Source organism: Limnohabitans sp. Rim8, assembly GCF_945901735.1.
In the GTDB taxonomy this organism is placed as follows: domain Bacteria; phylum Pseudomonadota; class Gammaproteobacteria; order Burkholderiales; family Burkholderiaceae_C; genus Limnohabitans_A.
Genome location: NZ_CAMDLM010000030.1, coordinates 14,915 through 37,959, shown reverse-complemented (window position 1 = coordinate 37,959; position 23,045 = coordinate 14,915). Strand labels below are relative to the sequence as shown.

The 23,045-nt window shown below is 57.7% G+C and carries 23 protein-coding genes; 7 read left to right on the top strand and 16 right to left on the bottom strand.

The genetic code is table 11. The annotated features are described in order from the left end of the window. Nucleotides 1-238: 238 nt before the first annotated feature. Complete coding sequence (locus Q0O99_RS13975; protein WP_293752577.1) at nucleotides 239-1,201, bottom strand: hypothetical protein; 963 nt, start codon at nucleotides 1,199-1,201, stop codon at nucleotides 239-241. Nucleotides 1,202-1,214: 13 nt separating this feature from the next. Between Q0O99_RS13975 and Q0O99_RS13970 the strand changes: the two genes are divergently transcribed. Continuing rightward, the gene (locus Q0O99_RS13970) at nucleotides 1,215-1,448 is read left to right on the top strand and encodes a hypothetical protein (RefSeq protein WP_293752575.1); all 234 of its coding nucleotides are present in this window, start codon (nucleotides 1,215-1,217) and stop codon (nucleotides 1,446-1,448) included. Between the two features lie 9 nt (nucleotides 1,449-1,457). After that, nucleotides 1,458-3,383 carry a sensor histidine kinase gene (locus Q0O99_RS13965; protein WP_293752573.1) on the top strand — a complete coding sequence of 642 codons (1,926 nt, stop codon included), beginning with the start codon at nucleotides 1,458-1,460 and terminating at the stop codon, nucleotides 3,381-3,383. Between the two features lie 84 nt (nucleotides 3,384-3,467). On the opposite strand, the gene ychF is transcribed toward Q0O99_RS13965, so the two are convergent. Beyond that, nucleotides 3,468-4,559, bottom strand: coding sequence for a redox-regulated ATPase YchF (gene ychF, locus Q0O99_RS13960; RefSeq protein WP_293752571.1), 1,092 nt, complete (start codon nucleotides 4,557-4,559; stop codon nucleotides 3,468-3,470). 134 nt (nucleotides 4,560-4,693) lie between these two features. Between ychF and Q0O99_RS13955 the strand changes: the two genes are divergently transcribed. From Q0O99_RS13955 to Q0O99_RS13940, 4 genes are read left to right on the top strand one after another with little or no spacing between them, the layout of a single operon-like run. Then, complete coding sequence (locus Q0O99_RS13955) at nucleotides 4,694-5,875, top strand: FAD-dependent monooxygenase (protein ID WP_293752569.1); 1,182 nt, start codon at nucleotides 4,694-4,696, stop codon at nucleotides 5,873-5,875. 37 nt (nucleotides 5,876-5,912) lie between these two features. Beyond that, the gene (locus tag Q0O99_RS13950) at nucleotides 5,913-6,629 is read left to right on the top strand and encodes a DsbC family protein (protein WP_293752567.1); all 717 of its coding nucleotides are present in this window, start codon (nucleotides 5,913-5,915) and stop codon (nucleotides 6,627-6,629) included. Next, nucleotides 6,626-7,093: a DUF3429 domain-containing protein gene (locus Q0O99_RS13945; RefSeq protein ID WP_293752565.1), complete on the top strand. Its 468-nt coding sequence runs from the start codon at nucleotides 6,626-6,628 to the stop codon at nucleotides 7,091-7,093. Before Q0O99_RS13950 ends, Q0O99_RS13945 begins: the two co-directional genes overlap by 4 nt. Nucleotides 7,094-7,105: 12 nt before the next feature. After that, a complete protein-coding gene (locus Q0O99_RS13940) occupies nucleotides 7,106-8,890 on the top strand; it encodes a peptidase M61 (protein ID WP_293752563.1) in 1,785 nt (594 codons plus the stop codon). A gap of 79 nt (nucleotides 8,891-8,969) precedes the next feature. Here Q0O99_RS13940 and paaK read toward each other — a convergent pair whose 3' ends face one another. From paaK to Q0O99_RS13925, 3 genes are read right to left on the bottom strand one after another with little or no spacing between them, the layout of a single operon-like run. Beyond that, nucleotides 8,970-10,271: a phenylacetate--CoA ligase PaaK gene (paaK, locus tag Q0O99_RS13935; RefSeq protein ID WP_293752561.1), complete on the bottom strand. Its 1,302-nt coding sequence runs from the start codon at nucleotides 10,269-10,271 to the stop codon at nucleotides 8,970-8,972. 59 nt (nucleotides 10,272-10,330) lie between these two features. Next, entirely contained in the window at nucleotides 10,331-10,765 is a 435-nt protein-coding gene (gene paaI / locus Q0O99_RS13930) for a hydroxyphenylacetyl-CoA thioesterase PaaI (RefSeq protein ID WP_293752559.1), read from the bottom strand. Next, a complete protein-coding gene (locus Q0O99_RS13925; RefSeq protein WP_293752557.1) occupies nucleotides 10,762-11,562 on the bottom strand; it encodes an enoyl-CoA hydratase-related protein in 801 nt (266 codons plus the stop codon). The genes paaI and Q0O99_RS13925 overlap by 4 nt, the downstream gene beginning before the upstream one ends. A 163-nt stretch (nucleotides 11,563-11,725) precedes the next feature. Between Q0O99_RS13925 and Q0O99_RS13920 the strand changes: the two genes are divergently transcribed. Next, a complete protein-coding gene (locus tag Q0O99_RS13920; protein ID WP_293752555.1) occupies nucleotides 11,726-12,505 on the top strand; it encodes an enoyl-CoA hydratase in 780 nt (259 codons plus the stop codon). Nucleotides 12,506-12,681: 176 nt separating this feature from the next. Here the strand turns inward: Q0O99_RS13920 and Q0O99_RS13915 are convergent, their stop codons facing one another. The 11 genes from Q0O99_RS13915 to Q0O99_RS13865 all read right to left on the bottom strand — a co-directional run bounded on the left by Q0O99_RS13915 (nucleotide 12,682) and on the right by Q0O99_RS13865 (nucleotide 22,990). Then, complete coding sequence (locus Q0O99_RS13915) at nucleotides 12,682-13,563, bottom strand: formate dehydrogenase accessory sulfurtransferase FdhD (protein ID WP_293752553.1); 882 nt, start codon at nucleotides 13,561-13,563, stop codon at nucleotides 12,682-12,684. A 70-nt stretch (nucleotides 13,564-13,633) separates the two neighbouring features. Next, on the bottom strand, nucleotides 13,634-13,981 hold the full coding sequence (locus Q0O99_RS13910) for a hypothetical protein (protein WP_293752551.1): 348 nt from the start codon (nucleotides 13,979-13,981) through the stop codon (nucleotides 13,634-13,636). 15 nt (nucleotides 13,982-13,996) lie between these two features. Next, nucleotides 13,997-15,190: a formate dehydrogenase subunit gamma gene (locus tag Q0O99_RS13905; RefSeq protein WP_293752550.1), complete on the bottom strand. Its 1,194-nt coding sequence runs from the start codon at nucleotides 15,188-15,190 to the stop codon at nucleotides 13,997-13,999. A 17-nt stretch (nucleotides 15,191-15,207) separates the two neighbouring features. Then, nucleotides 15,208-15,435: a hypothetical protein gene (locus Q0O99_RS13900; protein ID WP_293752549.1), complete on the bottom strand. Its 228-nt coding sequence runs from the start codon at nucleotides 15,433-15,435 to the stop codon at nucleotides 15,208-15,210. A gap of 2 nt (nucleotides 15,436-15,437) precedes the next feature. Continuing rightward, nucleotides 15,438-16,040, bottom strand: coding sequence for a formate dehydrogenase FDH3 subunit beta (fdh3B, locus tag Q0O99_RS13895; RefSeq protein ID WP_293752548.1), 603 nt, complete (start codon nucleotides 16,038-16,040; stop codon nucleotides 15,438-15,440). 18 nt (nucleotides 16,041-16,058) lie between these two features. Further along, nucleotides 16,059-19,019 (bottom strand): formate dehydrogenase subunit alpha, encoded by a 2,961-nt coding sequence (locus Q0O99_RS13890; RefSeq protein ID WP_293752547.1) that lies wholly within the window; start codon nucleotides 19,017-19,019, stop codon nucleotides 16,059-16,061. A 43-nt stretch (nucleotides 19,020-19,062) separates the two neighbouring features. Further along, nucleotides 19,063-19,269 (bottom strand): formate dehydrogenase, encoded by a 207-nt coding sequence (locus tag Q0O99_RS13885; protein ID WP_293752545.1) that lies wholly within the window; start codon nucleotides 19,267-19,269, stop codon nucleotides 19,063-19,065. Nucleotides 19,270-19,486: 217 nt separating this feature from the next. Continuing rightward, nucleotides 19,487-19,660, bottom strand: a complete 174-nt coding sequence (locus tag Q0O99_RS13880) for a hypothetical protein (RefSeq protein WP_293752544.1) — start codon at nucleotides 19,658-19,660, stop codon at nucleotides 19,487-19,489. Next, nucleotides 19,657-21,009 (bottom strand): amidase, encoded by a 1,353-nt coding sequence (locus Q0O99_RS13875; RefSeq protein ID WP_293752542.1) that lies wholly within the window; start codon nucleotides 21,007-21,009, stop codon nucleotides 19,657-19,659. Before Q0O99_RS13875 ends, Q0O99_RS13880 begins: the two co-directional genes overlap by 4 nt. After that, a complete protein-coding gene (locus tag Q0O99_RS13870) occupies nucleotides 21,009-22,418 on the bottom strand; it encodes a TRAP transporter large permease subunit (protein ID WP_293752540.1) in 1,410 nt (469 codons plus the stop codon). The genes Q0O99_RS13875 and Q0O99_RS13870 overlap by 1 nt, the downstream gene beginning before the upstream one ends. Further along, the gene (locus Q0O99_RS13865) at nucleotides 22,415-22,990 is read right to left on the bottom strand and encodes a TRAP transporter small permease subunit (RefSeq protein ID WP_293752538.1); all 576 of its coding nucleotides are present in this window, start codon (nucleotides 22,988-22,990) and stop codon (nucleotides 22,415-22,417) included. Before Q0O99_RS13865 ends, Q0O99_RS13870 begins: the two co-directional genes overlap by 4 nt. Nucleotides 22,991-23,045: the final 55 nt, after the last annotated feature.

Sequence of the window (23,045 nt, the reverse complement as noted above, 5' to 3'; positions counted from 1 at the left end):
GTCGCGCAGGCGCAACGATTAAATGACAAAAATATTTTTGACATTAAATCACATGAAAAAGCTCGAAACTTAACAAAACTGAACATGGCTTTGCGCTGTCAGAGCAAGCCTTGCCGTCTGTGGATGGACCCACACGTCAACATGGCTGTATTTGAGATACCAGGCGGCACTCGGCAACATGCGGCATGCGACTTGCGGCTTGCTGCGCATGCGACCGGCACCTGATCTCAGTCCAGATTCAGTGCACCCAAACCAACACGGCCGTTCCCAACACAAAGACCAACAGCTGCAGAGCGATCAGCCTCTTGTCCATTTGCAATAAGCTCTCCATGCTTTGTTCGGTGGCTTGGTTGCATTTTTGGAATACAAGGATCGTCCGCACCAGTGTCAAAACAATCAATATATATGCCAGCAGATAAATTTTATCGATCAGTACGAGATAAGTTAATTCAGGCAGCGCGTCGGAATATCCTATTTGCAAGAAAATGGCCGTCAATAGGGCCCCCCCTGCGAGACCGGTGCGGGCGTCTATACTCCGTGGCGATAAAATCAAAGCAGAAAGTGCCACACACAAAACAATGAATATTGGTAATAACAACCGCCAGAAAAAGTAACTGGTTGGCCGCTCCACGTGAATATTGAAGTGTGCTGTTGAATACAGCGATGAGGCTTTGTCTTCACCAAAATTTGTCCGATAATCATGGTGAAAAACCTGGCCTGACCAACCCGTCAAGGACCAACCAGGTATAACAAAGTTACTGCCTAAACCACTGTTTTCTTGATCAATTACAAATGAGAGCTCTTCCGCACTGTATAAGGCATCCTCCACCTGAATGGTCAATTTTTGTTGATCTAAAGGATAGTCGGTCAGATTAAAAGGTTGATAAAATCTGCCCTCGACCTTTAGAATTTGGTACTTCGATCCGTCCGCCATTATTTTGGGGTTCGGGTTAATTCTTTCATATTGTTTGTTCCATTTTTCAACCATATTTTTAAATTCAAGAGAGGCAACAGGATCAATGTCTCCCTTCCAACGCAGCCACAAATACAGGTCAGCATAAAAGGTATTGCTGCCCATATCCAACTGATAAATAGCTATTGGATAAATTCCTATTTTGACTTGATGGGTAGCAGTATTTGAACTGTCTACCGGTAGCAGCGCACCTTGAAGGGGCTTATTGGCAAGGACGTTGATGTTCAAACCAGACAATAAAATGAACAACGAAATGAACCTGATCAAGCCATTGAAAAACATCGATATCCTCATTCAGTACGTTGTTAGTTTTTCCGTCTTACGAAAATCAAATCTTCAAGTCACGCCATTGCAAGTTCCCGCCATGACTGAATCCATGATACAAGGTGTTCATCGCATGGGTGCCCAACAAATTGCGTTATGGTCCGTGCGGGTTGTCCTGCATGAACACGCTCAACAAAACCGCACGCTTTAACTAGAATTTATGTCTTCATTCAAGTCGATCAATAAATTTATACTTTTATATACATTTATTTTTTTATATACCATTTTTGTTGGACAGGCGAAATCTGCTTGGGCTGGATCATCTCACGACTTGATCGCCGAGAGAGCCTGGCTGATCGATCAAGGTGGTCTGATGACTTGGGAAGAAGTTCAACAATCAAAAGATTGGCGAATAAAAAAAGACAGCCCTGTCATCAGTGCCGGCTATGGCAAAGGCGCTGTATGGTTTCGACTGCGCATCGATCCAACATCAACAGATTTACCGCCCGAAGCGAAGCTGGTGATGCGTATTCGCCCTGCTTATCTTGATCAACTGCAACTGTTTGATCCCTTACAGACGCCTGCGATGAGGCCCATGATTGGGGATACACACCCCAAACCGAACTCTGTGGATCCGTCCTCTTCATTGAGCTATTCACTGCCAGCGGGCTCATCCAGCCGTGAGGTCTGGGTGCGTTTAGAGACCAGCAGTACGCGCATGGCTCACGTCGACGTGATGGATGAGCAGTCAATGCGAAAAAGCAATAAAAAAATTGAGCATTTGGGCGCGCTCTACTTGAGCTCAATTTTTATGTTTGTCGTCTGGGGACTGATTCAACTCACAGTCCAGAAGGAACGTCTGGCATTGATTTTTATTCTCTATCAAATTGCTGCTCTTTTGTTCGGTTTTTGTCTCTTTGGATATGCATCTTTGTACCTTCCCAATTGGCTGGAACCGTCGGCCATAAATTTCATGACCAGTTTTTTGGGTATTACCTCAACTTTTTTGGTATCTGTTTTCGCTCAGCAAGTTTTAGGGGATTTACGGAAATTTTTTTGGCGCGTCTTGATTAGTTTTCCTGTTTATCTTATTTTTGCAATTTGTTTCTTCATGATTATTTTTGGCGAGGAAAGAATTGGCCTTCAGATCAATATGTTATTGATTTTTATACTGCCAATTTTTCATTTCGCAATTGCATTATTGACACCTCGAAAAATGTTCAAGGAAAGGCAGCATCCTATACCGCAGTGGATCAATATCACTTATTTTTCGATCACCCTTGTCATTACTCTTTTGACTTCTATGCCAGCTCTCAATCTGGTTCCTGCAACCGAACTCAGCCATTACATTGTTTCTTTTTACAGTGTTTGCAGTGGTTTTTTAATGATGATGGTGATCCATTACCGGGGAATACAAAACATCAAGGACCACACTGCGCTGACGGCCAAAGCTGACCAAGCCGAACAAGAAGCCCTGAAAGAACGGCTATTCAGACAGGAAACTGAACAACTCCTGACCATGTTGGGTCACGAGTTGAAGACTCCGCTTGCGACTTTGCTTTTGCAAGTGAACGACCCCCAACTGTCAGTCAATTTATCTAAAAAATTGACCAAATCAGTCGCTGACATGTCCAATGTGATTGAGCGAACCATTCAAATTGGACAAGTCAACCACAGAACGATTGAAGTTCAGCTGATGGATTGTGATTTACCGGACTTGCTGAAGGGTCTGATCGAGTCGATGCAAAACCCCGAAAGAATGACCCTTCAAATTCTCAATTTACACGCCAGGAAAATCAATACCGATATTTATTTGTTGACCATCATCATTCGCAATTTGCTTGATAACGCACTGAAATATGGCGACTCGAATTCGAATATTGTGGTCACCTTGAATCAGGCCATGACATCCACCAATTGGGTGATTGGTGTCGCCAATCGGCCTGGCAGAGCTGGTTGGCCAGATGCAGAGAAGGTTTTTGAAAAGTATTACAGAAGTCCTGCTGCCACCTACCGCAGCGGTACAGGTTTAGGGCTATTTTTAGTGAAGTCGTTGGCTGAAAAATTTAACTATTCGGTGAATTACTGCCCCACCGAGGACCTCATTGTGTTTACTTTAACGATCACACCCTGCAGACAAGACTAATTCACAGCCTGGCTGATATCAATGCAAATCGGACAAAGTCCAGACTTGCACGCTGCGTGAAAAGGGCTTGGGCAGCGAATGGTGTCAGGAGCTGAACAAGAAATTCATCACGTCGCCATCTTTCACGACATAGTCCTTGCCCTCGGCGCGCATCTTGCCCGCGTCTTTGGCGCCTTGCTCGCCCTTGAAGGTGATGTAGTCGTCAAACGCGATGGTCTGGGCGCGGATGTAGCCCTTCTCGAAATCGGTGTGGATCACGCCTGCGGCTTGCGGTCCAGTGTCGCCCACATGGATGGTCCAGGCGCGCACTTCTTTCACGCCCGCGGTGAAATAAGTCTGCAGGCCCAGCAAGCCATAAGCCGAGCGGATCAGGCGGTTGAGGCCAGGCTCGTCTTGCCCAATTTCCTTCAAGAACTCCAAGCGGTCAGCATCGTCCATCTCGGACAGCTCGGCTTCGATCTTGGCGCAAATGGCCACCACGGGCGCATTTTGCTTGGCGGCAAAGGCTTTCAAACGGTCCAGAAAAGGGTTGTTCTCGAAGCCGTCTTCGGACACGTTGGCCACGAACATGGCGGGCTTGGCGGTGATGAAGAAGAACTGCTTGAGTTCGACCCGCTCTTCTTTGCTGAAATCAATGGTGCGCACCGGCTGGGTGTCGTTCAGAGCGGTTTGGCACTTCTCCAGAATCGCCATTTGTTTGACGGCTTCTTTGTCACCCGAGCGAGCGATTTTGCTGACGCGGTGAATGGCTTTTTCCACAGCCGCCAGGTCGGCCAGGCACAGCTCGGTCTGAATGACCTCGATGTCGGCAATCGGATCGACCTTGTTGGCCACATGGATCACGTTGTCGTCTTCAAAGCAGCGCACCACGTTGACGATGGCGTCGGTCTCGCGGATGTGCGCCAAAAATTTGTTGCCCAATCCCTCACCCGTGCTGGCCCCGGCCACCAGACCGGCAATGTCCACAAACTCGACGATGGCGGGCACGATGCGCTCGGGCTCGACGATCTGGGCCAACTGCTGCAGGCGCGGGTCGGGCACCTCAACCACACCCGTGTTGGGCTCAATGGTGCAGAAGGGGTAGTTTTCTGCAGCAATGCCCGCTTTGGTCAGGGCGTTGAACAGGGTGGATTTGCCAACGTTGGGCAAACCCACGATGCCGCATTTGAGGCTCATGGAAGGCTTTCGGTGATTCGGGGGGGAGATTCAGAAATCAACCCGCGATTTTAACGGCACAGCCCCAAAGCAGCGGCCCGGCCCCAAAGTCCCCGGCGGCCCCGTGCGGTGAGCAGCCTCCTTACAATGCGCGCATGGCTCTATCCCCTGACATTTGCATCCGTGGCGCTGGCATTGTGGGCCGGACTTTGGCTTTGCTGCTGGCCCGCGAACGGCTGAACGTGGCTTTGGTCGAGTCCCCCCAGCCCAACACCGCCCCCGACGTGCGCGCCTATTCGCTCAATGGCGCGGCCAAGGCCTTGCTGCAAGACCTGCGCTGCTGGCCCGAGGCCCCCGCCGTGACGCCCGTGCACCAAATGCAAGTCTGGGGCGACGATGGCGGCCAGCTCAACTTCGGTGCCCGCGAGCACGGCGTGGGTGAGCTCAACTGGATGGTGGATGTGCCTGTGCTGCAAGCGCTGCTGGCCCAGGCCGTGCAGTTTCAGCCCCAGATTCAAGTGGTGCAGGCCCCGGTGTCCGCGCCCTTGACCGTGGTGTGTGAAGGCCGCGCCAGCCAGACCCGTGCCGAGCTGGGTGTGGGCTTTGATATCACGCATTACGAGCAACACGCCCTGGCCACCCGCCTGGTGTGCGAGCGGGCGCATGAGGGCATCGCCCGTCAATGGTTTGGCTGGAGCCCCGCGCCCGGCCTGGCGCGGCCCCAAGCCGAAGTGCTGGCCCTGCTGCCCTTGGGGGGCGAAGGTGGGCGCGAAGTCGCGTTGGTCTGGTCGGTCCACCCGCTGCGGGCGCAAGCCTTGATGGCGATGTCGCCGGAAGACTTTTCAGCTGCGCTGGCCCAGGCTTGCGGCCATGCCCTGGGCGGCATGCAGCTCTCAGCCGAGCGTGCCGTGTGGCCACTGCAACTGGCCCGTGCCGAGCGCTGGACAGGTGCCATGCCGGGCCAACACAAACAAGCCTTTGCCCTGGCGGGCGATGCAGCCCATGCCCTGCACCCGCTCGCTGGTCAAGGCCTGAACGTGGGCCTGGCGGATGTGGCTGAACTGGTCAACGTGATCCGCGCCAAAGAATTTTGGCGGCCGCTGCACGACCTCAAACTGCTGCGCCGCTACGAGCGCGCACGCCAGGCCGATGTGCAGGCCATGGGTTTCGTGACCGATGGCCTGCAGCGCCTGTTTGCCCAGCCCGGTCCGGTCTGGCAAAACCTGCGCAACTGGGGCATGCGCGGCTTTGACTGCAGCGGCCCCCTCAAACACTGGGTGACGCAACGTGCCATGGGCCAAAGCACCCCGCCCAAGCCTGCCAAGGCCACACGTTGATGCGTCTTTGTCTTTTTTGATCCCGAAAGTCCTCTCCATGAAGTTCTCTCTCTCCAAACTTTTCCTGATCGTGACCTCCATCGCTTTGTCGCTGGGCAGCGTGATGGCCCAAGAAGCGGCCATCCGCAAAAACCTGAGCGAGCGCCTGCCCAACTTGCCCAAGATCGACGAGGTGAGCAAAACACCGATGAACGGGCTGTTTGAAATCCGCATGGGCAACGAAGTGATGTACAGCGATGCCGAAGGCAACTTCCTGATTCAGGGCGCGCTGATCGATGTGAAACAAAAGCGCAACTTGACCGAAGAGCGCATGGACAAACTCTCGGCCATCCCGTTTGACCAGTTGCCTATCAAAAATGCTTTCACCCAAGTGCGCGGTCACGGCAAACGCAAGCTGGCCGTGTTTGCCGACCCCAACTGCGGCTATTGCAAGCGCTTCGAAAAAGACCTGCAAAAGCTGGACAACGTGACCATTTACCACTTCCTTTATCCGATCTTGGGCGAGGACTCCAAAACCAAGTCCAAAAACATCTGGTGCGCCAAAGACAAGGCCAAAACCTGGAACGACTGGATGATCAACGGCACCACCCCGCCCACCGCCAACTGCGACGCCTCGGCCATTGATTCGATCGTGGCCTTTGGCCAGAAAAACCGCATCACCGGCACCCCCCTGCTCTTGTTTGCCGATGGCTCCCGCGTGCCCGGTGCCGTGCCCATGGCCCAAGTTGAAAAAATGCTCGCCGAGATCAAATGACTTTCCCACACGCCACCCCCATGACCGAAGACCCGACCTGGCGGCTGATCCGCCGCTTGGGTTACGCCGGGCTGATTCCCTTTGTGTTTTTGGCCCTGTGCCTGTGGCTGGTCGGCCCTGAACTGCACCCCTATGTGGCCCTGTCCATGCAAGGCTATGGCGCGGTGATCGTCTCGTTTTTGGGTGGCATCCATTGGGGCGTGGGCTTTCGCAACGCCTTGATCCGCCCCAACGCGCCGCGCATCCACTTCACTTGGGGCGTGGTGCCCTCGCTCTTGGCCTGGGTGGGCGTGATGATGCCCGCCTTCGCAGGTTTGCCCCTGCTGGGCTTTGTGCTGATCGGCTGCTACCTGATGGACCGCCGCACCTGGCCCGCCGCGGGCCTGGCCCCGTGGCTGCCCATGCGCTTGCAACTGACCCTCGTGGCCAGCTTGTGCTGCTTTTTGGCGGCGGGTGCAACTTGAGTCACAACACGCATGACCGCCATCCACTACACCGTTGAAGCCGCCGACCTGCATGCGCATTTGTTCCGCGTCACCTTGACCATTGCGCAACCGCAGACCTTGCAAACCGTGTCGCTGCCGGTGTGGATTCCGGGCAGTTATCTGGTGCGTGAGTTTTCCAAAAACCTGCAAAACCTGAGCGCCAAACAAGGCCGGCGCAGTTTGCCCACACAGCAGCAAGACAAGTGCAGCTGGGCCATCGCTTGCAAGAGCGGGCAGCCCCTGGTGCTGAGCTACGAGGTCTATGCCCTTGACAACTCGGTGCGCACCGCCTGGCTGGACAGCCAAAGGGGGTTTTTCAATGGCACCAGCCTGTGCCTGCGGGTGCACGGACAAGAACAAGCGCCGCACCAGCTGCAACTGCAAACTGTGAAGAGCCAACCCCATTGGCAGGCTGCCACGGGCCTGGCGCCGCTCAAAATCGACAAAAAAGGCTTTGGCCTGTACCAGGCCAAGAACTACGACTCCCTGGTGGATTGCCCGGTGGAGTTGGGCGCGTTCTGGAGCGGCAGCTTCAACGCCTGCGGCGTGCCGCACCGCTTTGTGGTGGCGGGGGCTTTGCCCTCCTTTGACGGTGACCGATTGTTGGCCGATACGCAAAAAATTTGCGAGGCGGCGATTCATTTCTGGCACGGATCGAGCAAGGCAGCGGGCAAAAAAACGCCTCATCCCAACTACCTGTTCATGCTCAACGCCGTGCACGACGGCTATGGCGGTCTAGAGCATCAAAACAGCACCGCATTGATTTGCAAACGCGATGATTTGCCGCGCCTCAACGGCTTGTCCACCAGCCCGCGCAAGCCAGAGGGCTACACCACGCTGCTGGGCCTGATCAGCCACGAGTACTTTCACACCTGGAACGTCAAGCAGCTGCGCCCCGATGCCTTTGCCCGCTACGACTACAGCCAGGAAAACTACACGCAGTTGCTGTGGTTCTTTGAGGGCTTCACCAGCTATTACGACGACATTCTCTTGCGCCGCGCAGGGCTGATTGACGACGCCACTTACATCCAGCTGCTGGGCAAGACCATCGCACAAGTGCAGCAAACCCCAGGTCGCCATGTGCAAAGCGTCGCGCAGGCCAGCTTTGACGCTTGGGTCAAGTACTACCGCCAGGACGAAAACACCGTCAACGCCACTGTGAGTTATTACACCAAGGGCGCGCTGGTGGCCTTGTGCCTGGACCTGACGCTGCGCAGGGAATTCAAGCCAGCAGGTCACACGCTCGACACCGTGATGCGCGGCCTGTGGAAACGCTGCCAGGCCGGGCCCCTGCGCGAGCAGGACTTGCTGGACGAATTGCAAGCCTTGACCGGGCGCAGTTGGACGGGCGAGATCCAGCGCTGGGCGCACAGCACGCAAGAGCTGCCATTGCGCGAGTTGCTCACGGCGCACGGCATTCAGGTCGACGCCGAGATTGCGGGCATGGCCGAGCGCTTGGGTTTGCGCGTGAGCGACGCCGCAGGCAGTGTGCAGGTCAAAGGGGTGCTGCGTGGCAGCGCGGGCGAAGCGGCGGGCCTGGCTGCTGGCGACGAATGGCTGGGGCTGGAGGTCGGGGCCAAAGGCCAAGGCGGAAGCTGGCGGCTGAGCAAGCTCGCCGAACTGCCCGCTCTGCTGGGCAAAGAACGCAAACTGATCGCACTGGTGTCACGCGACAGGCGCTTGCTGCGCTTGCCGCTCAGGGTGCCTGCGCAAGCGAGCCACTGGCAGCTGAGCGTGCCCAAGGAACGTGCGGGCCATCCGTGGCCTGCAGCTTGAAAATCCTGCAAGGATCACATACGCCATGTCGGGCCTGAAGGCACCGACCTACAGGATGCAGCACCCTTGCGGACCGGGTTCACTTGCCGCGCAAATCCACCACGCGTTTGGCCTTGCCCTGGCTGCGCTCGACGCCGCCTTCGGCCTTGAGCTCGATCGCCACACTCGAGCCAATGTAGACCTTGATCTCGTGCTGCAGCAGCTTGGCCGCCGCACGCGCTTCGATGCTCTCGGGCGACACGCCGGGCTTGGTTTCGATCAGCACTTTGAGGTCGTCCATCGGGCCTTCACGGGTCAGTACGCATTGGTAGTGCGGGGCCAACTCGGCGCGCTTCAGGATCAGCTCTTCGATCTGGCTGGGGAACACGTTCACGCCCCGGATGATCATCATGTCATCGCTGCGGCCGGTGATCTTTTCCATGCGCCGCATGCTGCGGGCGGTGCCAGACAGCAGGCGCGTCAGGTCGCGCGTGCGGTAGCGGACGATGGGCAGCGCTTCTTTGGTGAGGCTGGTGAAGACCAGCTCGCCCATTTCGCCATCGGCCACCGGCTCCCCGGTTTCGGGGTGGATGATCTCAGGGTAGAAGTGGTCTTCCCAAATGGTCGGGCCGTCCTTGGTCTCGATGCATTCGCTGGCCACACCCGGCCCCATGACTTCGGACAGGCCGTAGATGTCCACCGCGTCAATGTTCATGCGTTTTTCGATGGCGGCACGCATGTCATTGGTCCACGGTTCAGCGCCGAAGATGCCGATGCGCAACGAGCTGCTTTGGGGGTCGATACCTTGCCGCTCAAATTCGTCGGCAATCGCCAGCATGTAGCTGGGCGTGACCATGATGATGTTGGATTTGAAATCCTGGATCAGCTGCACTTGGCGCTCGGTTTGGCCACCGCCAAAAGGCACCACCGTCAGGCCCAGTTTTTCGGCACCGTAATGCGCACCCATGCCGCCAGTGAACAAGCCATAGCCATAGCTGATGTGCACCATGTCGCCGGGTTGGGCACCACCTGCGCGGATGCTGCGGGCCACCACGGTGGACCAGGTGTCGATGTCTTTGAGGGTGTAGCCCACCACGGTGGGTTTGCCGGTGGTGCCGCTGGACGCGTGGATGCGGGCGCAGTTTTCACGCGGCACGGCGAACATGCCAAAGGGGTAGCTGTCGCGCAGGTCTGACTTGGTGGTGAACGGGAACTTGGCGATGTCGGCCAGGCTCTTGCAGTCGTCAGGGTGCACGCCTGCGGCGTCGAACTTGGCCCGGTACACGGGCGAGTTGGCATAGGCGTGCTGCAGCGTTTGCTGCAGGCGCTTGAGCTGCAAGCTGCGCAGCTCGTCGATGCTGGCCTTTTCAATCGGCTCCAGGGGGAAGGCTTTAGGGCTCATTCAAAACTCCACTTGATCAGCGGGGGACAGGGCGGAAGACCAGCCCCCCATTCATTCACTTACTCCGGAATCACGGTGCCTGCAATTTGCGCGCTCTTGCCGCGGAACATGGCGATCACCTCGCCGTTTTGGTTACTGACTTTCATGTCATAGATGCCATGACGCCCGCTGAGAGTCTGCTCAATGCCTTCGCAGGTCAGCACATCACCCAGCTTGCCGGGCTTCAAGAATTCGATGCTGCAACCGGCCGCCACGGCGTTCTTGTTGTAGCTGTTGCAAGCAAAGGCAAAGGTCGAATCGGCCAGTGTGAAGATGAAGCCGCCGTGGCAAATCTGGTGGCCGTTCAGGTGCAAGGCCTTGACCTCCATGCGCATGAGGGCGCGGCCAGGTTCGCAGGCCAGCAGTTCCATGCCCATGGTGTCTTTGGAAGCCACATCCACCGCGAACATGGTCTCGCCCACTTTCTGGGCCAGTGCTTTTAGGTCGCTCATCATTCGCCTTTAAATTGCGCTGGGCGCTTTTCGAGGAAGGCCTGCACCCCCTCGAAATAGTCGTGCGTGCGGCCCAGGGTCGACTGGGTGTCGCGCTCTGCATCAAGGTGCTCAGACAGGCTGCGGGTGGTGGCCGACTGGAGCAAGGCGCGGGTGGCCACCAAGGCCTTGGTCGGCATGTTGGCCAGGCGCTCGGCCAGGGCCAAAGCACTGGCCAATGGGTCTTCGGCCACCTCCCAAATCATGCCCCATTCCTTGGCTTTTTCGGCGGTCAATTTGTCGCCCGTCATGGCCAGCGCCATGGCGCGGGCCAGGCCCAAGCGCTCCACCAGCAACCAGCTGCCGCCCGCATCGGGGATCAAGCCGATCTTGCTGAAGGCCTGGATGAAACTGGCATTGGGCGCTGCAATCGCGATGTCGCAGGCCATGACCATGGACGCACCGGCACCGGCAGCCACGCCATTGACGGCCGCAATGGTGGGCATGCGCAGCGCTTGCAAGCGACGCGTGCTGGGGTTGAAGGCCTGGTCGATGATGGGGCCGGGGTCGGCACGTTCGACCCTGTTGGGGCCGGGTGTGAAATCGAAATCGGACAAATCGGCACCCGCGCAAAAACCTCGGCCTGCACCGGTGATGACCGCAGCGCGGATGGCCGGGTTGGCCTCGGCCTGATCGAGCGCGGCCCACAGGTCGTGGTGCATGGCGCGGGTGAAGCTGTTGAGGGCTTGCGGACGGTTGAGTGTGATCAGCGCCACAGCGCCTCGCGTTTCGTACAACACCGTTGCGGTCGATTCGGTCATGGAGGTCTCCTGAATCCATGACTGTACCATTAGCCGACCGCACGGTTGGTGAATGTTTTCCCTGTTGTTTTCCCTGAGCAGCCCCAGCGCCAGAGCGACAGACTCGGGACAGCCGACCTGGTTATAGTCGCATTTTGAATTGACCCCACTGCTGGAGAAACCCTTGAGCTACGAAAACATCGAAGTCCGCGTCGAAGGCGGCCAGGTTGGCATCATCACCTTGAACCGTCCCAAAGCCCTGAACGCCTTGAACGGCGCGCTGATGGACGAGTTGGGCGCCGCCCTCAAGGCTTTTGATGCCGACGAGGCCATTGGCTGCATGGTCATCACCGGCAGCGAAAAAGCCTTTGCCGCAGGCGCTGACATCTCGGCCATGGCGAAGTTCAATTTCCACGACGTTTACAAGAACGACTTCATCACCCGCAATTGGGAAACCATCCGCAGCATCCGCAAACCCGTGATCGCGGCCGTCAGCGGCTTTGCGCTGGGTGGCGGCTGCGAGTTGGCCATGATGTGCGACTTCATCATCGCCGCCGACAACGCCAAGTTCGGCCAGCCGGAAATCAAGATCGGCATCATCCCCGGCGCAGGCGGCACGCAGCGCCTGCCGCGTGCGGTGGGCAAGTCCAAGGCGATGGATTTGGTGCTCACAGGCCGCATGATGGATGCCGCCGAGGCCGAGCGCGGTGGCTTGGTCAGCCGCGTGGTGCCCTTGGACAAGTTGATGGAAGAAACCTTGGGCGCGGCGCTGATGATTTGTGGCCATGGCCAACTGGCCACCATGGCGGCGAAGGAGAGCGTGAACCGTGCTTTTGAAAGTGGGCTGAGCGACGGTGTGATGTTCGAGCGCCGCCTGTTCCACGGCCTGTTTGCCACCGCCGACCAAAAAGAAGGCATGGACGCCTTTTTGAACAAACGCGCGCCGAAGTTCATCCACGGCTGATGGGCCACATGGTTTTAAAACTGGCGCTTCGCGAGAAGATGGCATGTCGGACCGTAAAGGCCCGACCTACGGGAGTCATGTCGGTTTCGCAGGTCGGTGCCTTTAGGTCCGACGCGGTGCTTGTGCACCACTGAACGTTGAAACTGTCGCTGAGCGAAATAGGACCTGTCAAACCGTCAACTTGTCAGGCACTCAGGTTGCCAGACCAGCCGCTCGGGCGCGCTGAAGCACAAGAAGCGTTTGTTAGTGGCGCGGCCAATGGCGCACAGGCCCAGGCGCTGGGCCACGTCCAGGCCCATTTGCGTGATGCCGCTGCGCGAGACGACCACGGGCACGCCCATTTGCGCCGACTTGATGACCATCTCGCTGGTCAAGCGCCCGGTGGTGTAGAACACCTTGTCTTGCCCAAGCACGTCGTGCATCCACATCCAACCGGCGATGGTGTCCACCGCGTTGTGACGCCCCACATCCTCCACAAACATGAGCATCTCTTCACCCTGAAACAGGGCGCAGCCGTGCACCGAGCCGGACGATTTGTAGGTGGTCTCTTGCAAGCGGATGGCATTCACCAAACCATAGAGCTGGCTTTGCGTGATCTGGGCTGGTGGCAGTTCGATCTCGTCGATGTGGGACATCAAATCACCAAACACGCTGCCCTGGCCGCAACCGGTGGTCACCACGCGGTCAGCGCTGCGCTCGACCACCACCTGGGCATTGGCGCGGGTCTTGACAGCGGCCACACCGGGCTCACCCAGTTCGCCTTCGCCAATCGTCCAGTCCACGGTGATGGATTCAATCTGGTCCACCGAATCAATCAGACGTTGGTTGCGCAAGAAGCCCAGCACCAGCCACTCCGGCTCGGCGCCCAGGGTCATCAAGGTCACCAGCTCTTTTTTGTCGAGGTAAATGGTCAGCGCCCGCTCGGCGGGGATTTGGGTCTCGGAGACTTCGCCGAATTCGTTGTGCACGGTCACGCTGCGCGTGAGGGACGCTCGGGCATGGGTGACAGCGGGCTTGGGCAACGGTGGCGCCTCGGGGGCGTTCAGAGCAACAGACATGGCTTGAGCCTAACGTAAAAATCCCCCGCCGTTGCCGACGGGGGATTTTGTGGTGACGCTGGACAGGCGATCAGCCTTTTTTGGCAGGCGCAGCAGCGGGCTTGGCACCAGCTGGTGCTGCTGCGGGCGCAGCGGCAGGCGCTGCTGCCGTGGTTTCTGCAGGCTTGTAGGCACCAGGGTCCACGCAAGCGGGCGTGGCAACAGGTTCGGCCTTGCCTTTGCCATTGGTTTTGTAATAGTGCGCTGCCACTTTTTCGCGGGACTTGCACAACTGGAAGTCGGCCACTTTGTTACCGTGCGCGGTTTTGGCCGCAGCCTCGGCGGCTTTGGCCTTGGCTTCGTCACTTGGGGCGGGCAGTTTGGCGGCAGCGCTGAAGCCGATGGCCATTGCGGACAAAACAAGCAGGGTTTTTTTCATGAAGTTTCTCCAGGCTCAAGCCGAAGCGGTGGAAGCATTCGAGGCGGCAGGGGGGGTCGTGGTGGCTGTACGGTGCGCTGGAATCTTGCCCGCTTTCACATCGTCGTACCACAACTCATGGTGCTCCTTGGCCCAGGTTTCGTCCACATAGCCTGTTCGCATGGCTTTGTAAGCACCGCGCATGCCGATGGTGCCCATGTAGATGTGGCCGATGAACATGGCCATCATGAACAAGGCCGCCACGCCGTGGATCATGCTGGCGATTTGCATGGTGCCGCGTTCGTAAATGAGGCCGGGAATCAGCATGTCGAGTACCAGGCCCGAGCCCACCACGATCAAACCGAGGAACAACACACCGCCCCAGAAGACCACTTTTTCACCGGCATTGAAGCGGTGAGAAGGCACCTCGGTGCCTGAGAACAAGCCGCCGCCTTTGAGCATCCAAACCACATCGTCCTTGCTGGGCAGGTTGTCCTTGAGGAAGGTGATGAAAACCACCACCAAAGACACCGCAAACAAGGGCCCCGCAAAGTTGTGCAGGTTTTTCAGGCCATAGCTCAGCCAACCAAACAGCGTGCTACCCAAAATGGGGAGCAAGAAGTACTTGCCATAGGCGATGACGATGCCCGAGATGGCCAGCGACACAAACGCAATGGCGTTGGCCCAGTGGGCCGAGCGCTCAAACGGCGTAAAGCGTTCGATCTTGCGGCCAGTTTCCTGGCCATGCAATTCGATCGTGCCCTTAGAGAAATAAAACAGCGCCATTGCGCCCACGGCGATCAGCAGCAAGGCTGCGCCGTACGGAATGATGATGTTGTTGCGCACCTGACGCCAGGATTCACCGGCTGATGCCAGACGCGAGCCGGGGTATTGCACGAAGGGCTGGATCAGGTTGCCCGCTTCAGGCGCCTGGCTTTTGGGCAAACTGATGTAACCGGTCGCGCCCTGCCCCACCGCGCGCCACATGGGCGCGTTGTTGCCGGGTTGAACCTGGCCGCGTTCGGCGTTGGTCTGGTCCTTGTACTTCGGATCGGCATCGGCACCCGGCGCGATCTGGAAGATGTTGGCGCTTTTCACGCCCAAGCTGTTGTCAGCTGCGGCAGCAGGTACAGCGGCCGTGGGTGGGGCCGCAGAGGCCGGGGCCTGCGTTTGGGCCACAGCGCCCCAGGTCCACAGGGCCAGACCGATGCTCAGTAAGAAGCGGCGCATGAACTTCTCCTTGTGGCTCACTTGGGAGCACGGGCGTGGTCGTCTTGACCATAACTGGCACGGGCTTTGAGGTGGTTGGCCCAGCCGTCTTTGTCGCCGGCTTTCCAGCCCTGGGCGGTGTAGACCGCCACACCAGTGCCGTTTTGCACGGGCTTGTCAGAACGCACGCCCGGTTTGTCTTGCGAAGTTTCGCCGCACGCCACCAGCAAAGCCGCGCACCCGATGGTGAAAATGGTTTTTCTCATGCTCAGGCTCCTGGCTTGGCTTGGTTACCGTAAGCGGTGCCCCAGCCCCAAACTTCGGCGCCTTTGCCTCGGGCCAGCACGCGACCGCGCAAGATGTCGGCGACCACATCGCCGTCGCCCGCCAGCAAGGCTTTGGTCGAGCACATCTCGGCGCAGGCGGGCAGCTTGCCCTCAGCCAGGCGGTTGCGTCCGTATTTTTCAAATTCGGCCTGGCTGCCGTGCTCTTCGGGGCCTCCGGCGCAGAAGGTGCACTTGTCCATCTTGCCGCGCAAGCCAAAGGTGCCACTGGAGGGGAATTGAGGCGCACCAAACGGGCAGGCATAAGAGCAGTAGCCGCAGCCAATGCAGATGTCCTTGTCGTGCAGCACCACGCCTTCTTCGGTTTTGTAAAAGCAATTGACCGGGCAGACCGCCATGCAAGGCGCATCCGAGCAGTGCATGCAGGCCACCGAGATCGACTTCTCACCAGGAACGCCATCGTTCAGGGTGACCACGCGGCGGCGGTTCACACCCCACGGGACTTCGTGTTCGTTTTTGCAAGCGGTGACGCAGCCGTTGCATTCGATGCAGCGCTCTGCATCGCAAATGAATTTCATTCGTGCCATCGTGTTCTCCTGGAGCGCTTAGGCTTTTTCGATGTTGCAGATGGTGGTCTTGGACTCTTGCATCATGGTGACGCTGTCATAACCGTAGGTGGTGGCGGTGTTGACCGCCTCGCCACGCACGATAGGCGCCGCCCCCTTGGGGTAGTGCGCCAGCATGTCGGCCCCTTGCCAACGGCCCGAGAAGTGGAAAGGCATCCACACCGTGGCGGTGTCCACGCGTTCGGTCACCATGGCCTGCACGTCCAGGCGCGCACCCGTGGCACCGGTCAACCAGACCCGGTCGCCGTTGCGAATGCCCCGATCGGCCGCCGTTTTGGGATGGATCTCGACATAAGCCTCTTGCTGCAACTCGGCCAGCCAGGGGTTGGCGCGGGTTTCCTCGCCACCACCCTCGTACTCGACCAAACGACCAGAAGTCAGGATGAGCGGGTACTTCTCGTGCACCTTGTCAGCGATGTTCTTGTCCTGCACGGTCTTGAACAAGGTGGGCAGACGCCAGAAAGCCTTGCGGTCGTCGTGTGTGGGGTACTTGGCCATCAAGTCCGGACGGGTGCCGTACAAAGGCTCGCGGTGTTGCGGGATCGGGTCAGGGAAGTTCCAGACGACTGCACGCGCTTTGGCGTTGCCAAAAGGATGACAACCATGCCCTTTCATGAAGACTCGGATCATGCCGCCCGATGAATCGGTCTTCCAGTTTTTGCCTTCGGCCTTGGCTTTTTCCGCCTCGGTCAGCTCATCCCACCAACCCAATTTCTTGAGCAAGATGTGGTCAAGCTCGGGGTAGCCAGTGGTGATGTCAGCGCCCATCGAGTGCGAACCGTCTTCGGCCAGCAGGCTCTTGCCTTCGCGTTCCACGCCAAAGTTGGCGCGGAAGTTGCCGCCGCCGTCCATGACGTGCTTGGAGGTGTCGTACAGATTGGACGAGCCGGGGTGCTTCATCTCGGGCGTGCCGTAGCAAGGCCATGGCAGACCGAAGTAATCACCGGTGAAGTCGTAGCCGGTTTCCTTGTCCTTGCCGCCCTTGGCCTTGAGGGTTTTCACGTCGAACAGGTTCATGTTCTTCATGTGCGCCTTCAGGCGCTCTGGGCTTTGGCCGGTGTAGCCAATGGTCCAGACGCACTTGTTGATCTCGCGCAGGATGTCCTCGGGCACGGGCTCGTCCATGCCGCCGACTTTTTGCATCTTGTAGTTCTTGGACAGCTCTTTGGCAAAACCGAGTTTTTCGGCCAGCTGGTGCATGATCATGTGGTCCGAACGGCTTTCCCACAGGGGCTCGATGACCTTCTCGCGCCACTGGATCGACCGGTTAGAGGCGGTGCACGAACCGCTGGTCTCAAACTGCGTTGCAGCGGGCAACAGGTACACAGCGCGGTTGGGGTTCAGGTCTTCGGCCTTGCCGGGCATGGCCGCCATGGCGGCTGTGGCCGATGGATAAGGGTCAACCACCACCAACAAGTCCAGCTTGTCCATGGCGCGCTTCATGTCCAGACCCCGGGTTTGCGAGTTGGGGGCATGGCCCCAATAGAACACGCCGCGCAGGTTGCTGTCCTGGTCGATCAGCTCGTTGTTCTCCAGCACACCGTCGATCCAGCGCGACACGGTGATGCCGTTTTTGCCCATCATGGCGGGGCTGGCAAACTGCTTTTTGATCCACTCGAAGTCCACTCCCCAGGTGTTGGCGAAATGCTTCCACGAGCCTTCGGCCAGGCCGTAGTAGCCGGGCAAAGAATCGGGGTTGGGGCCGACGTCGGTCGCGCCTTGCACATTGTCGTGGCCACGGAAAATGTTGGTGCCGCCGCCGGTCTTGCCGACGTTGCCCAAAGCCAATTGCAAAATGCAAGAAGCCCGCACGATGGCGTTGCCAATGGTGTGCTGGGTCTGGCCCATGCACCAGACGATGGTGCCCGGGTTGTTCTCGTGCAACATCTTGGCGATCTTGAAGACTTGCTCTTCTTTCACGTCGCAAGCCTCTTCCACCTTGTCAGGTGTCCACTTGGCCAGCACTTCGGTCTTGATGGCGTCCATGCCGTAGACACGGTCGTTGATGTATTTTTTATCTTCCCAGCCGTTCTTGAAGATGTGATAGAGCACACCGAACAGGAAAGGAATGTCGGTGCCCGAGCGGATGCGCACGAACTCGTCGGCTTTGGCTGCCGTGCGGGTGAAGCGGGGATCAACCACGATCATCTTGCAGCCGTTTTCCTTGGCGTGCAGCATGTGCAGCATGGACACCGGGTGGGCTTCGGCCGCGTTGGAGCCGATGTACAAAGCGACCTTGCTGTTTTGCATGTCGTTGTACGAGTTGGTCATGGCGCCATAACCCCAGGTGTTGGCCACACCAGCCACCGTGGTGGAGTGGCAAATGCGGGCCTGGTGGTCGCAGTTGTTGGTGCCCCAGAAGCTGACAAACTTGCGCAGCAAATAGGCTTGTTCGTTGTTGTGCTTGGATGAACCCACGTAATAAATGCTGTCTGGGCCGCTGGCCTTTTTCAGTTCCAGCATCTTGGCGCTGATTTCGTTGAGCGCCACGTCCCAACTGATGCGCTCGTACTTGCCTTTCACCAGCTTCATGGGGTAGCGCAGGCGGAACTCGCCGTGGCCGTGCTCACGGATGGCCGCACCCTTGGCGCAATGCGCACCGAGGTTGATTGGCGAATCGAACACGGGTTCCTGGCGCACCCAAACACCGTTTTCCACCACCGCGTCGATGGCGCAACCCACCGAGCAATGGGTGCAGATGGTGCGTTTGACTTCGACCTTGCCCGCGCCCGTGATGGACTTGGCGGTGGCGGCCTGTGCTTTTTGCACCAGACTCAGCTGTGATGCAGCCAAGCCCACGCCCACGCCCAAACCAGAGCGGCGCAAAAAGCTGCGACGATCCAAGGTGGGCAAAGCCTGCGACAAACCACGGCGCAAGCTGTGGATGAAGGGGGATGAGGTGGCACCCGTGGTGCCGGGCGTTTTTTTGGTCAGCAACATGGAGGGCTCCAGTTGGGGGAGAACAGGAAAGAGAGAAGAAAAATCAGACGCGGGTGGTCTTGTAGTACTGCTGAACGTGTTCGCTCAGGGTGTAGCCCCCACCACGTGTGGGCTTGGGCAGGGCTGTGGCCACTGGCGCGGCTTGCTTGACGACACCGGGCAACACGGCAGTGGCTGCAGCCACAGCGCCCACGGTGGCAGCACCCGAGAACAAGGTGCGACGTGAAAGGGTTGAAGTTTTGGAAGACATCAAGCGCTCCGGAAAAAGAAAAGTCAGGGCAAGTTCAAAAAAAGCCATCTCATGCAAATGGTTGCATAGGCAGTGATGTTACTGCTACATGTCAAAGCAATCTGGGTGAATACCCTTAGGTGATGGGTCAGCGAGTCAAGTTGATGACGCGCACCTCAACCCATGCACCAGCCGATGTGTGCTGGCGCACACAGGACCCTCAGGCCCTGTGGCGCGATCATTCGGTTTTGTCGTCTTTGCCCGAAGATAAATAATCAAACACAGCCAAACCCAAGCCCCCCAACAAGATGAGGGTGATGTCCAGCTGGGGCAGCTTGAAAATGTAGGGCAACAAGAAAGCCGCCATCAGGGCAAGGCCCACGAGGCCAGTGAAGCGTTCAAGCGATTTCATGCCAGATTCCTTTTGACAAATTCAGCCACCAGCCAACGCGCAGAGCGCAGCAAGCGGGCATCGTTTTGGTGAGCACCAACGGCCTGCACACCCAATGGCAAGCCATTGGACAGGTTCATCAGCGGCAAGTTGAGGCTGGGCAAACCGGCAAAACTCCAGGTGGTTTGCATGATCGGGTTGCCCGTCGATTCCAGCCCCACAGGGGCGGTGCCCAGCGCAGCCGGGCACAAGATGGCGTCATAAGTGGCGAAGTACTCGTCAAAAGCAGTCATGACGTGGAACTGCCGGTCTTTGGCCACCAGGTAATCGGTGACCGGGATGGCCATGGCTTTTTCGATGCGCGCTTGCAATGGCTCGCTCAACAGTTCGCGGCTGTGGAGCCATTCTTTTTGCAGGCAAAACGCCAGCTCGGACTCGTTGATGGTCGCCAGCCAAGGCGCCACATTGCGCACGATGTCGGGCAAGGAAGCGTGCGTCACGCAGTCGCCCAAGTGGTCCACAAAAGCCTCGTAGGCTTCGCGTGCTTCGGGGTCAACCTGGTCCCACCAAGGGGTTTTGACAAAGCAAAACTTGGGTGGCAGCGGTGGCTCCGAAACCGCAACATCGTACAAACGGCGGGGGGCCTGGCGTGCGGTGGCGGCGTCATGGCCGTCGTCACCCGTCAAAATTTCGGCCACCCAAGCGATGTCTTCCAGATTGCGCGCAAACACGCCCACTTCGTCGAGCGAAGGGGACTGGTCAAGCACCCCAGTACGCGGCAGCAGTCCGCGTGAGGGCTTGTACGCATAGACCCCACAATACGAGGCCGGGCGGATCACCGAACCGTTGGTTTGGGTGCCCAGGGCCACCGGCACCATGCCAGCGGCCACGGCAGCGGCCGAACCGCTGGACGAGCCGCCAGGCGTGTGCGCCGTGTTGTGAGGGTTGCAGGTCGGGCCCGCCTGGGTGGTGGCAAATTCCGTGCTGACGGTTTTGCCGAAGATCACGGCCCCCGCCGCGCGCAAACGCGACACCACGGTGGCATCACCCACCGAATAGCGGCCCGTGTGGATGGCGCTGCCGTACTCGGTAGGGAAATCCATGGTGTCGATGATGTCCTTGACCGCCACCGGCACGCCGTACAAAGGACCAGGCAAATGGCCGGCCGTGCGGTCGCGTTGCAGGTTGTCTGCCTGCAGCGCCACCACCCGGTCATCGCGGTGGGCGAAAGCCTGGATCTTGTCATCGGCCGCATCCACAAACTGACCCAGTTTGACGGTGAACTCCTCCACCGTCTCTTGGCCGCTGAGCAGGTGCTCACGGATTTGCAGGGCCGTGAGTTCCGAAACGCTGAGGGGATGGGCGCTCATCACTGCGGCTTGAAGAAATCAGGGTTGACCACCGACTCGTCGTTGGGATCGCGCTCCATCTCAACCGACTGGTTGAAGAAATGGTCTGGCAAATAGGTCACCATGGCCGGGAAGACATAGGTCAGGGCCAGTGTGAACAAAATGATGTAAACAAAAGGCATGCACCCACTGAAGATGGTGTTCAGTTGCAGACTCTTGGGTGCAACCCCTTTCAGGTAATAGGCCGACATCGCCATCGGCGGGGTCAAGAAAGCAGTCTGCAGGTTCACGGCGATCAAGATGCCGAACAAGATCGGGTCGATGCCATACAAGGGCAGCAAAGGCAGGAAGATGGGCACGAAGATGATGATGATCTCGCTCCACTCCAAAGGCCAACCCAAGATGAAAATCAAGAACTGGGACAGCAGCAAGAACTGCAAAGGCGACAGGTTCAATGCCAGCATGAAGTCCTTGACCAAATGCTCACCGCCCAAGTAACCAAAAACCGAGGCGAAAGTGGCCGAACCGACAAACAGGAAACACACCATGGCCGAGGTTCGGGCCGTGAGGTAAACCGACTCGCGCAGCCGCTGCCAAGTGAAGGCGCGGTAGACGATGGCCAAGATGATGCCGCCTAACACACCCATGGCGGCTGCTTCGCTGGGTGTCGCCAAACCAAACAAAATAGAGCCCAAGACCGACATGATCAAGACGGCCAAAGGCACAAAGGCCTTCAACACCATGACAATGCTTTCCCAGACGGAATAATCGTAGACATCTTTGGGCTTGGGACACAAAGAGGGGTTGAGCGTGGCCCGAACGATGATGTAGAGCAGGTACAGAAACGCCAATGTGAAGCCAGGGATGATGGCCGCAGCGTACATCTTGACCACCGAAACACTGGCTGTGGCCGCATACACAATGAGCAAGATGGAAGGTGGAATCAAGATGCCCAAAGTGCCGCCTGCCGTGATGACACCACTGGCGAGTTTTTCGTCATAACCGGCTTTGAGCATCGCCGGCAAGGCGATCAGGCCCATCAGGGCCACCACCGCGCCCACAATGCCGGTGGCGGTCGCAAACAGCGTACAAGTGACCAGTGCAGCCACGGCCATAGAGCCAGGAACGCCTCGCAAGCCGACTTGCAAACTCAAAAACAACTTGTCCAGAATGTTGGCGCGCTCGATGATGTAACCCATGAACAAAAACAAGGGTATGGATATGAGCACATCGTTGTTCATCACACTGAAGGTGTTTTGTGTGAACAGGTACAAGATGCGGTTGTCCCAAATCAACTGGTCGGGCGTGAAATAGGCGTAAAAGCCAAAACCCATGCCCATGGCCATCATGGTGAAGGCGATCGGGAAACCGAAAAAGATAAAGACAATGAAGAGCCCCAGCATGAAGAGGGCGACAAACGGATCACTCATGATGGGGCTTTCTCAGCGTGTTGTTTGATCAACACTTGTTCAAGTTCTTCGACATCGCTGCCGCGCGACAACCACTCGCCCGTGCGGATGCACACCAGGCAACGCATGACCTCTGCGGCACCCGCAATCAGCAGCGTGACACCGGCCACAAAAATAACGGACTTCAGAGGCCACACCGGCACGCCTGCCGGGCTGTTCACGCTGGACTCCAAAATGCGCATGCTTTCGTAGGCGTATTGGCCACCGGTGAACACCATGGCAAAAATGCCTGGAAAGAAAAACAGGAAGTACAAAGCCAAATCCACTTTGGCTTGTGTGCGGTTAGACCAATTGCGATAAAAGAAATCGCCGCGCACATGCGAGTTGCGCGAGAGAGCATAAGCACCTGACATCATGAACATGGCGCCATACAGCATGTAGCTCATGTCAAACGCCCACACCGTGGGGCTGTTGAGCACATAACGCATGAACACCTCAAAACAGGTGGATGCGGTCAAGATCAATACACACCAAGAAAAAGCGTGACCAATCGACTTGTTGAGGATGTCAATCCTTCGAATCCAGACTTCCATGCGATTTACCTCTAGACAGAAAAAACAAAGGCTGCCGGAATTGATTCCGACAGCC

Excerpts from the sequence above, each read along its gene's own strand:
- Q0O99_RS13970 (WP_293752575.1), top strand. The coding sequence starts at position 1,215 with ATGAACAACGAAATGAACCTGATCAAGCCATTGAAAAACATCGATATC.
- Q0O99_RS13965 (WP_293752573.1), top strand. The coding sequence starts at position 1,458 with ATGTCTTCATTCAAGTCGATCAATAAATTTATACTTTTATATACATTT.
- ychF (WP_293752571.1), bottom strand. The coding sequence starts at position 4,559 with ATGAGCCTCAAATGCGGCATCGTGGGTTTGCCCAACGTTGGCAAATCC.
- Q0O99_RS13955 (WP_293752569.1), top strand. The coding sequence starts at position 4,694 with ATGGCTCTATCCCCTGACATTTGCATCCGTGGCGCTGGCATTGTGGGC.
- Q0O99_RS13950 (WP_293752567.1), top strand. The coding sequence starts at position 5,913 with ATGAAGTTCTCTCTCTCCAAACTTTTCCTGATCGTGACCTCCATCGCT.
- Q0O99_RS13945 (WP_293752565.1), top strand. The coding sequence starts at position 6,626 with ATGACTTTCCCACACGCCACCCCCATGACCGAAGACCCGACCTGGCGG.
- Q0O99_RS13940 (WP_293752563.1), top strand. The coding sequence starts at position 7,106 with ATGACCGCCATCCACTACACCGTTGAAGCCGCCGACCTGCATGCGCAT.
- paaK (WP_293752561.1), bottom strand. The coding sequence starts at position 10,271 with ATGAGCCCTAAAGCCTTCCCCCTGGAGCCGATTGAAAAGGCCAGCATC.
- paaI (WP_293752559.1), bottom strand. The coding sequence starts at position 10,765 with ATGATGAGCGACCTAAAAGCACTGGCCCAGAAAGTGGGCGAGACCATG.
- Q0O99_RS13925 (WP_293752557.1), bottom strand. The coding sequence starts at position 11,562 with ATGACCGAATCGACCGCAACGGTGTTGTACGAAACGCGAGGCGCTGTG.
- Q0O99_RS13915 (WP_293752553.1), bottom strand. The coding sequence starts at position 13,563 with ATGTCTGTTGCTCTGAACGCCCCCGAGGCGCCACCGTTGCCCAAGCCC.
- Q0O99_RS13910 (WP_293752551.1), bottom strand. The coding sequence starts at position 13,981 with ATGAAAAAAACCCTGCTTGTTTTGTCCGCAATGGCCATCGGCTTCAGC.
- Q0O99_RS13905 (WP_293752550.1), bottom strand. The coding sequence starts at position 15,190 with ATGCGCCGCTTCTTACTGAGCATCGGTCTGGCCCTGTGGACCTGGGGC.
- Q0O99_RS13900 (WP_293752549.1), bottom strand. The coding sequence starts at position 15,435 with ATGAGAAAAACCATTTTCACCATCGGGTGCGCGGCTTTGCTGGTGGCG.
- fdh3B (WP_293752548.1), bottom strand. The coding sequence starts at position 16,040 with ATGGCACGAATGAAATTCATTTGCGATGCAGAGCGCTGCATCGAATGC.
- Q0O99_RS13890 (WP_293752547.1), bottom strand. The coding sequence starts at position 19,019 with ATGTTGCTGACCAAAAAAACGCCCGGCACCACGGGTGCCACCTCATCC.
- Q0O99_RS13885 (WP_293752545.1), bottom strand. The coding sequence starts at position 19,269 with ATGTCTTCCAAAACTTCAACCCTTTCACGTCGCACCTTGTTCTCGGGT.
- Q0O99_RS13880 (WP_293752544.1), bottom strand. The coding sequence starts at position 19,660 with ATGAAATCGCTTGAACGCTTCACTGGCCTCGTGGGCCTTGCCCTGATG.
- Q0O99_RS13875 (WP_293752542.1), bottom strand. The coding sequence starts at position 21,009 with ATGAGCGCCCATCCCCTCAGCGTTTCGGAACTCACGGCCCTGCAAATC.
- Q0O99_RS13870 (WP_293752540.1), bottom strand. The coding sequence starts at position 22,418 with ATGAGTGATCCGTTTGTCGCCCTCTTCATGCTGGGGCTCTTCATTGTC.
- Q0O99_RS13865 (WP_293752538.1), bottom strand. The coding sequence starts at position 22,990 with ATGGAAGTCTGGATTCGAAGGATTGACATCCTCAACAAGTCGATTGGT.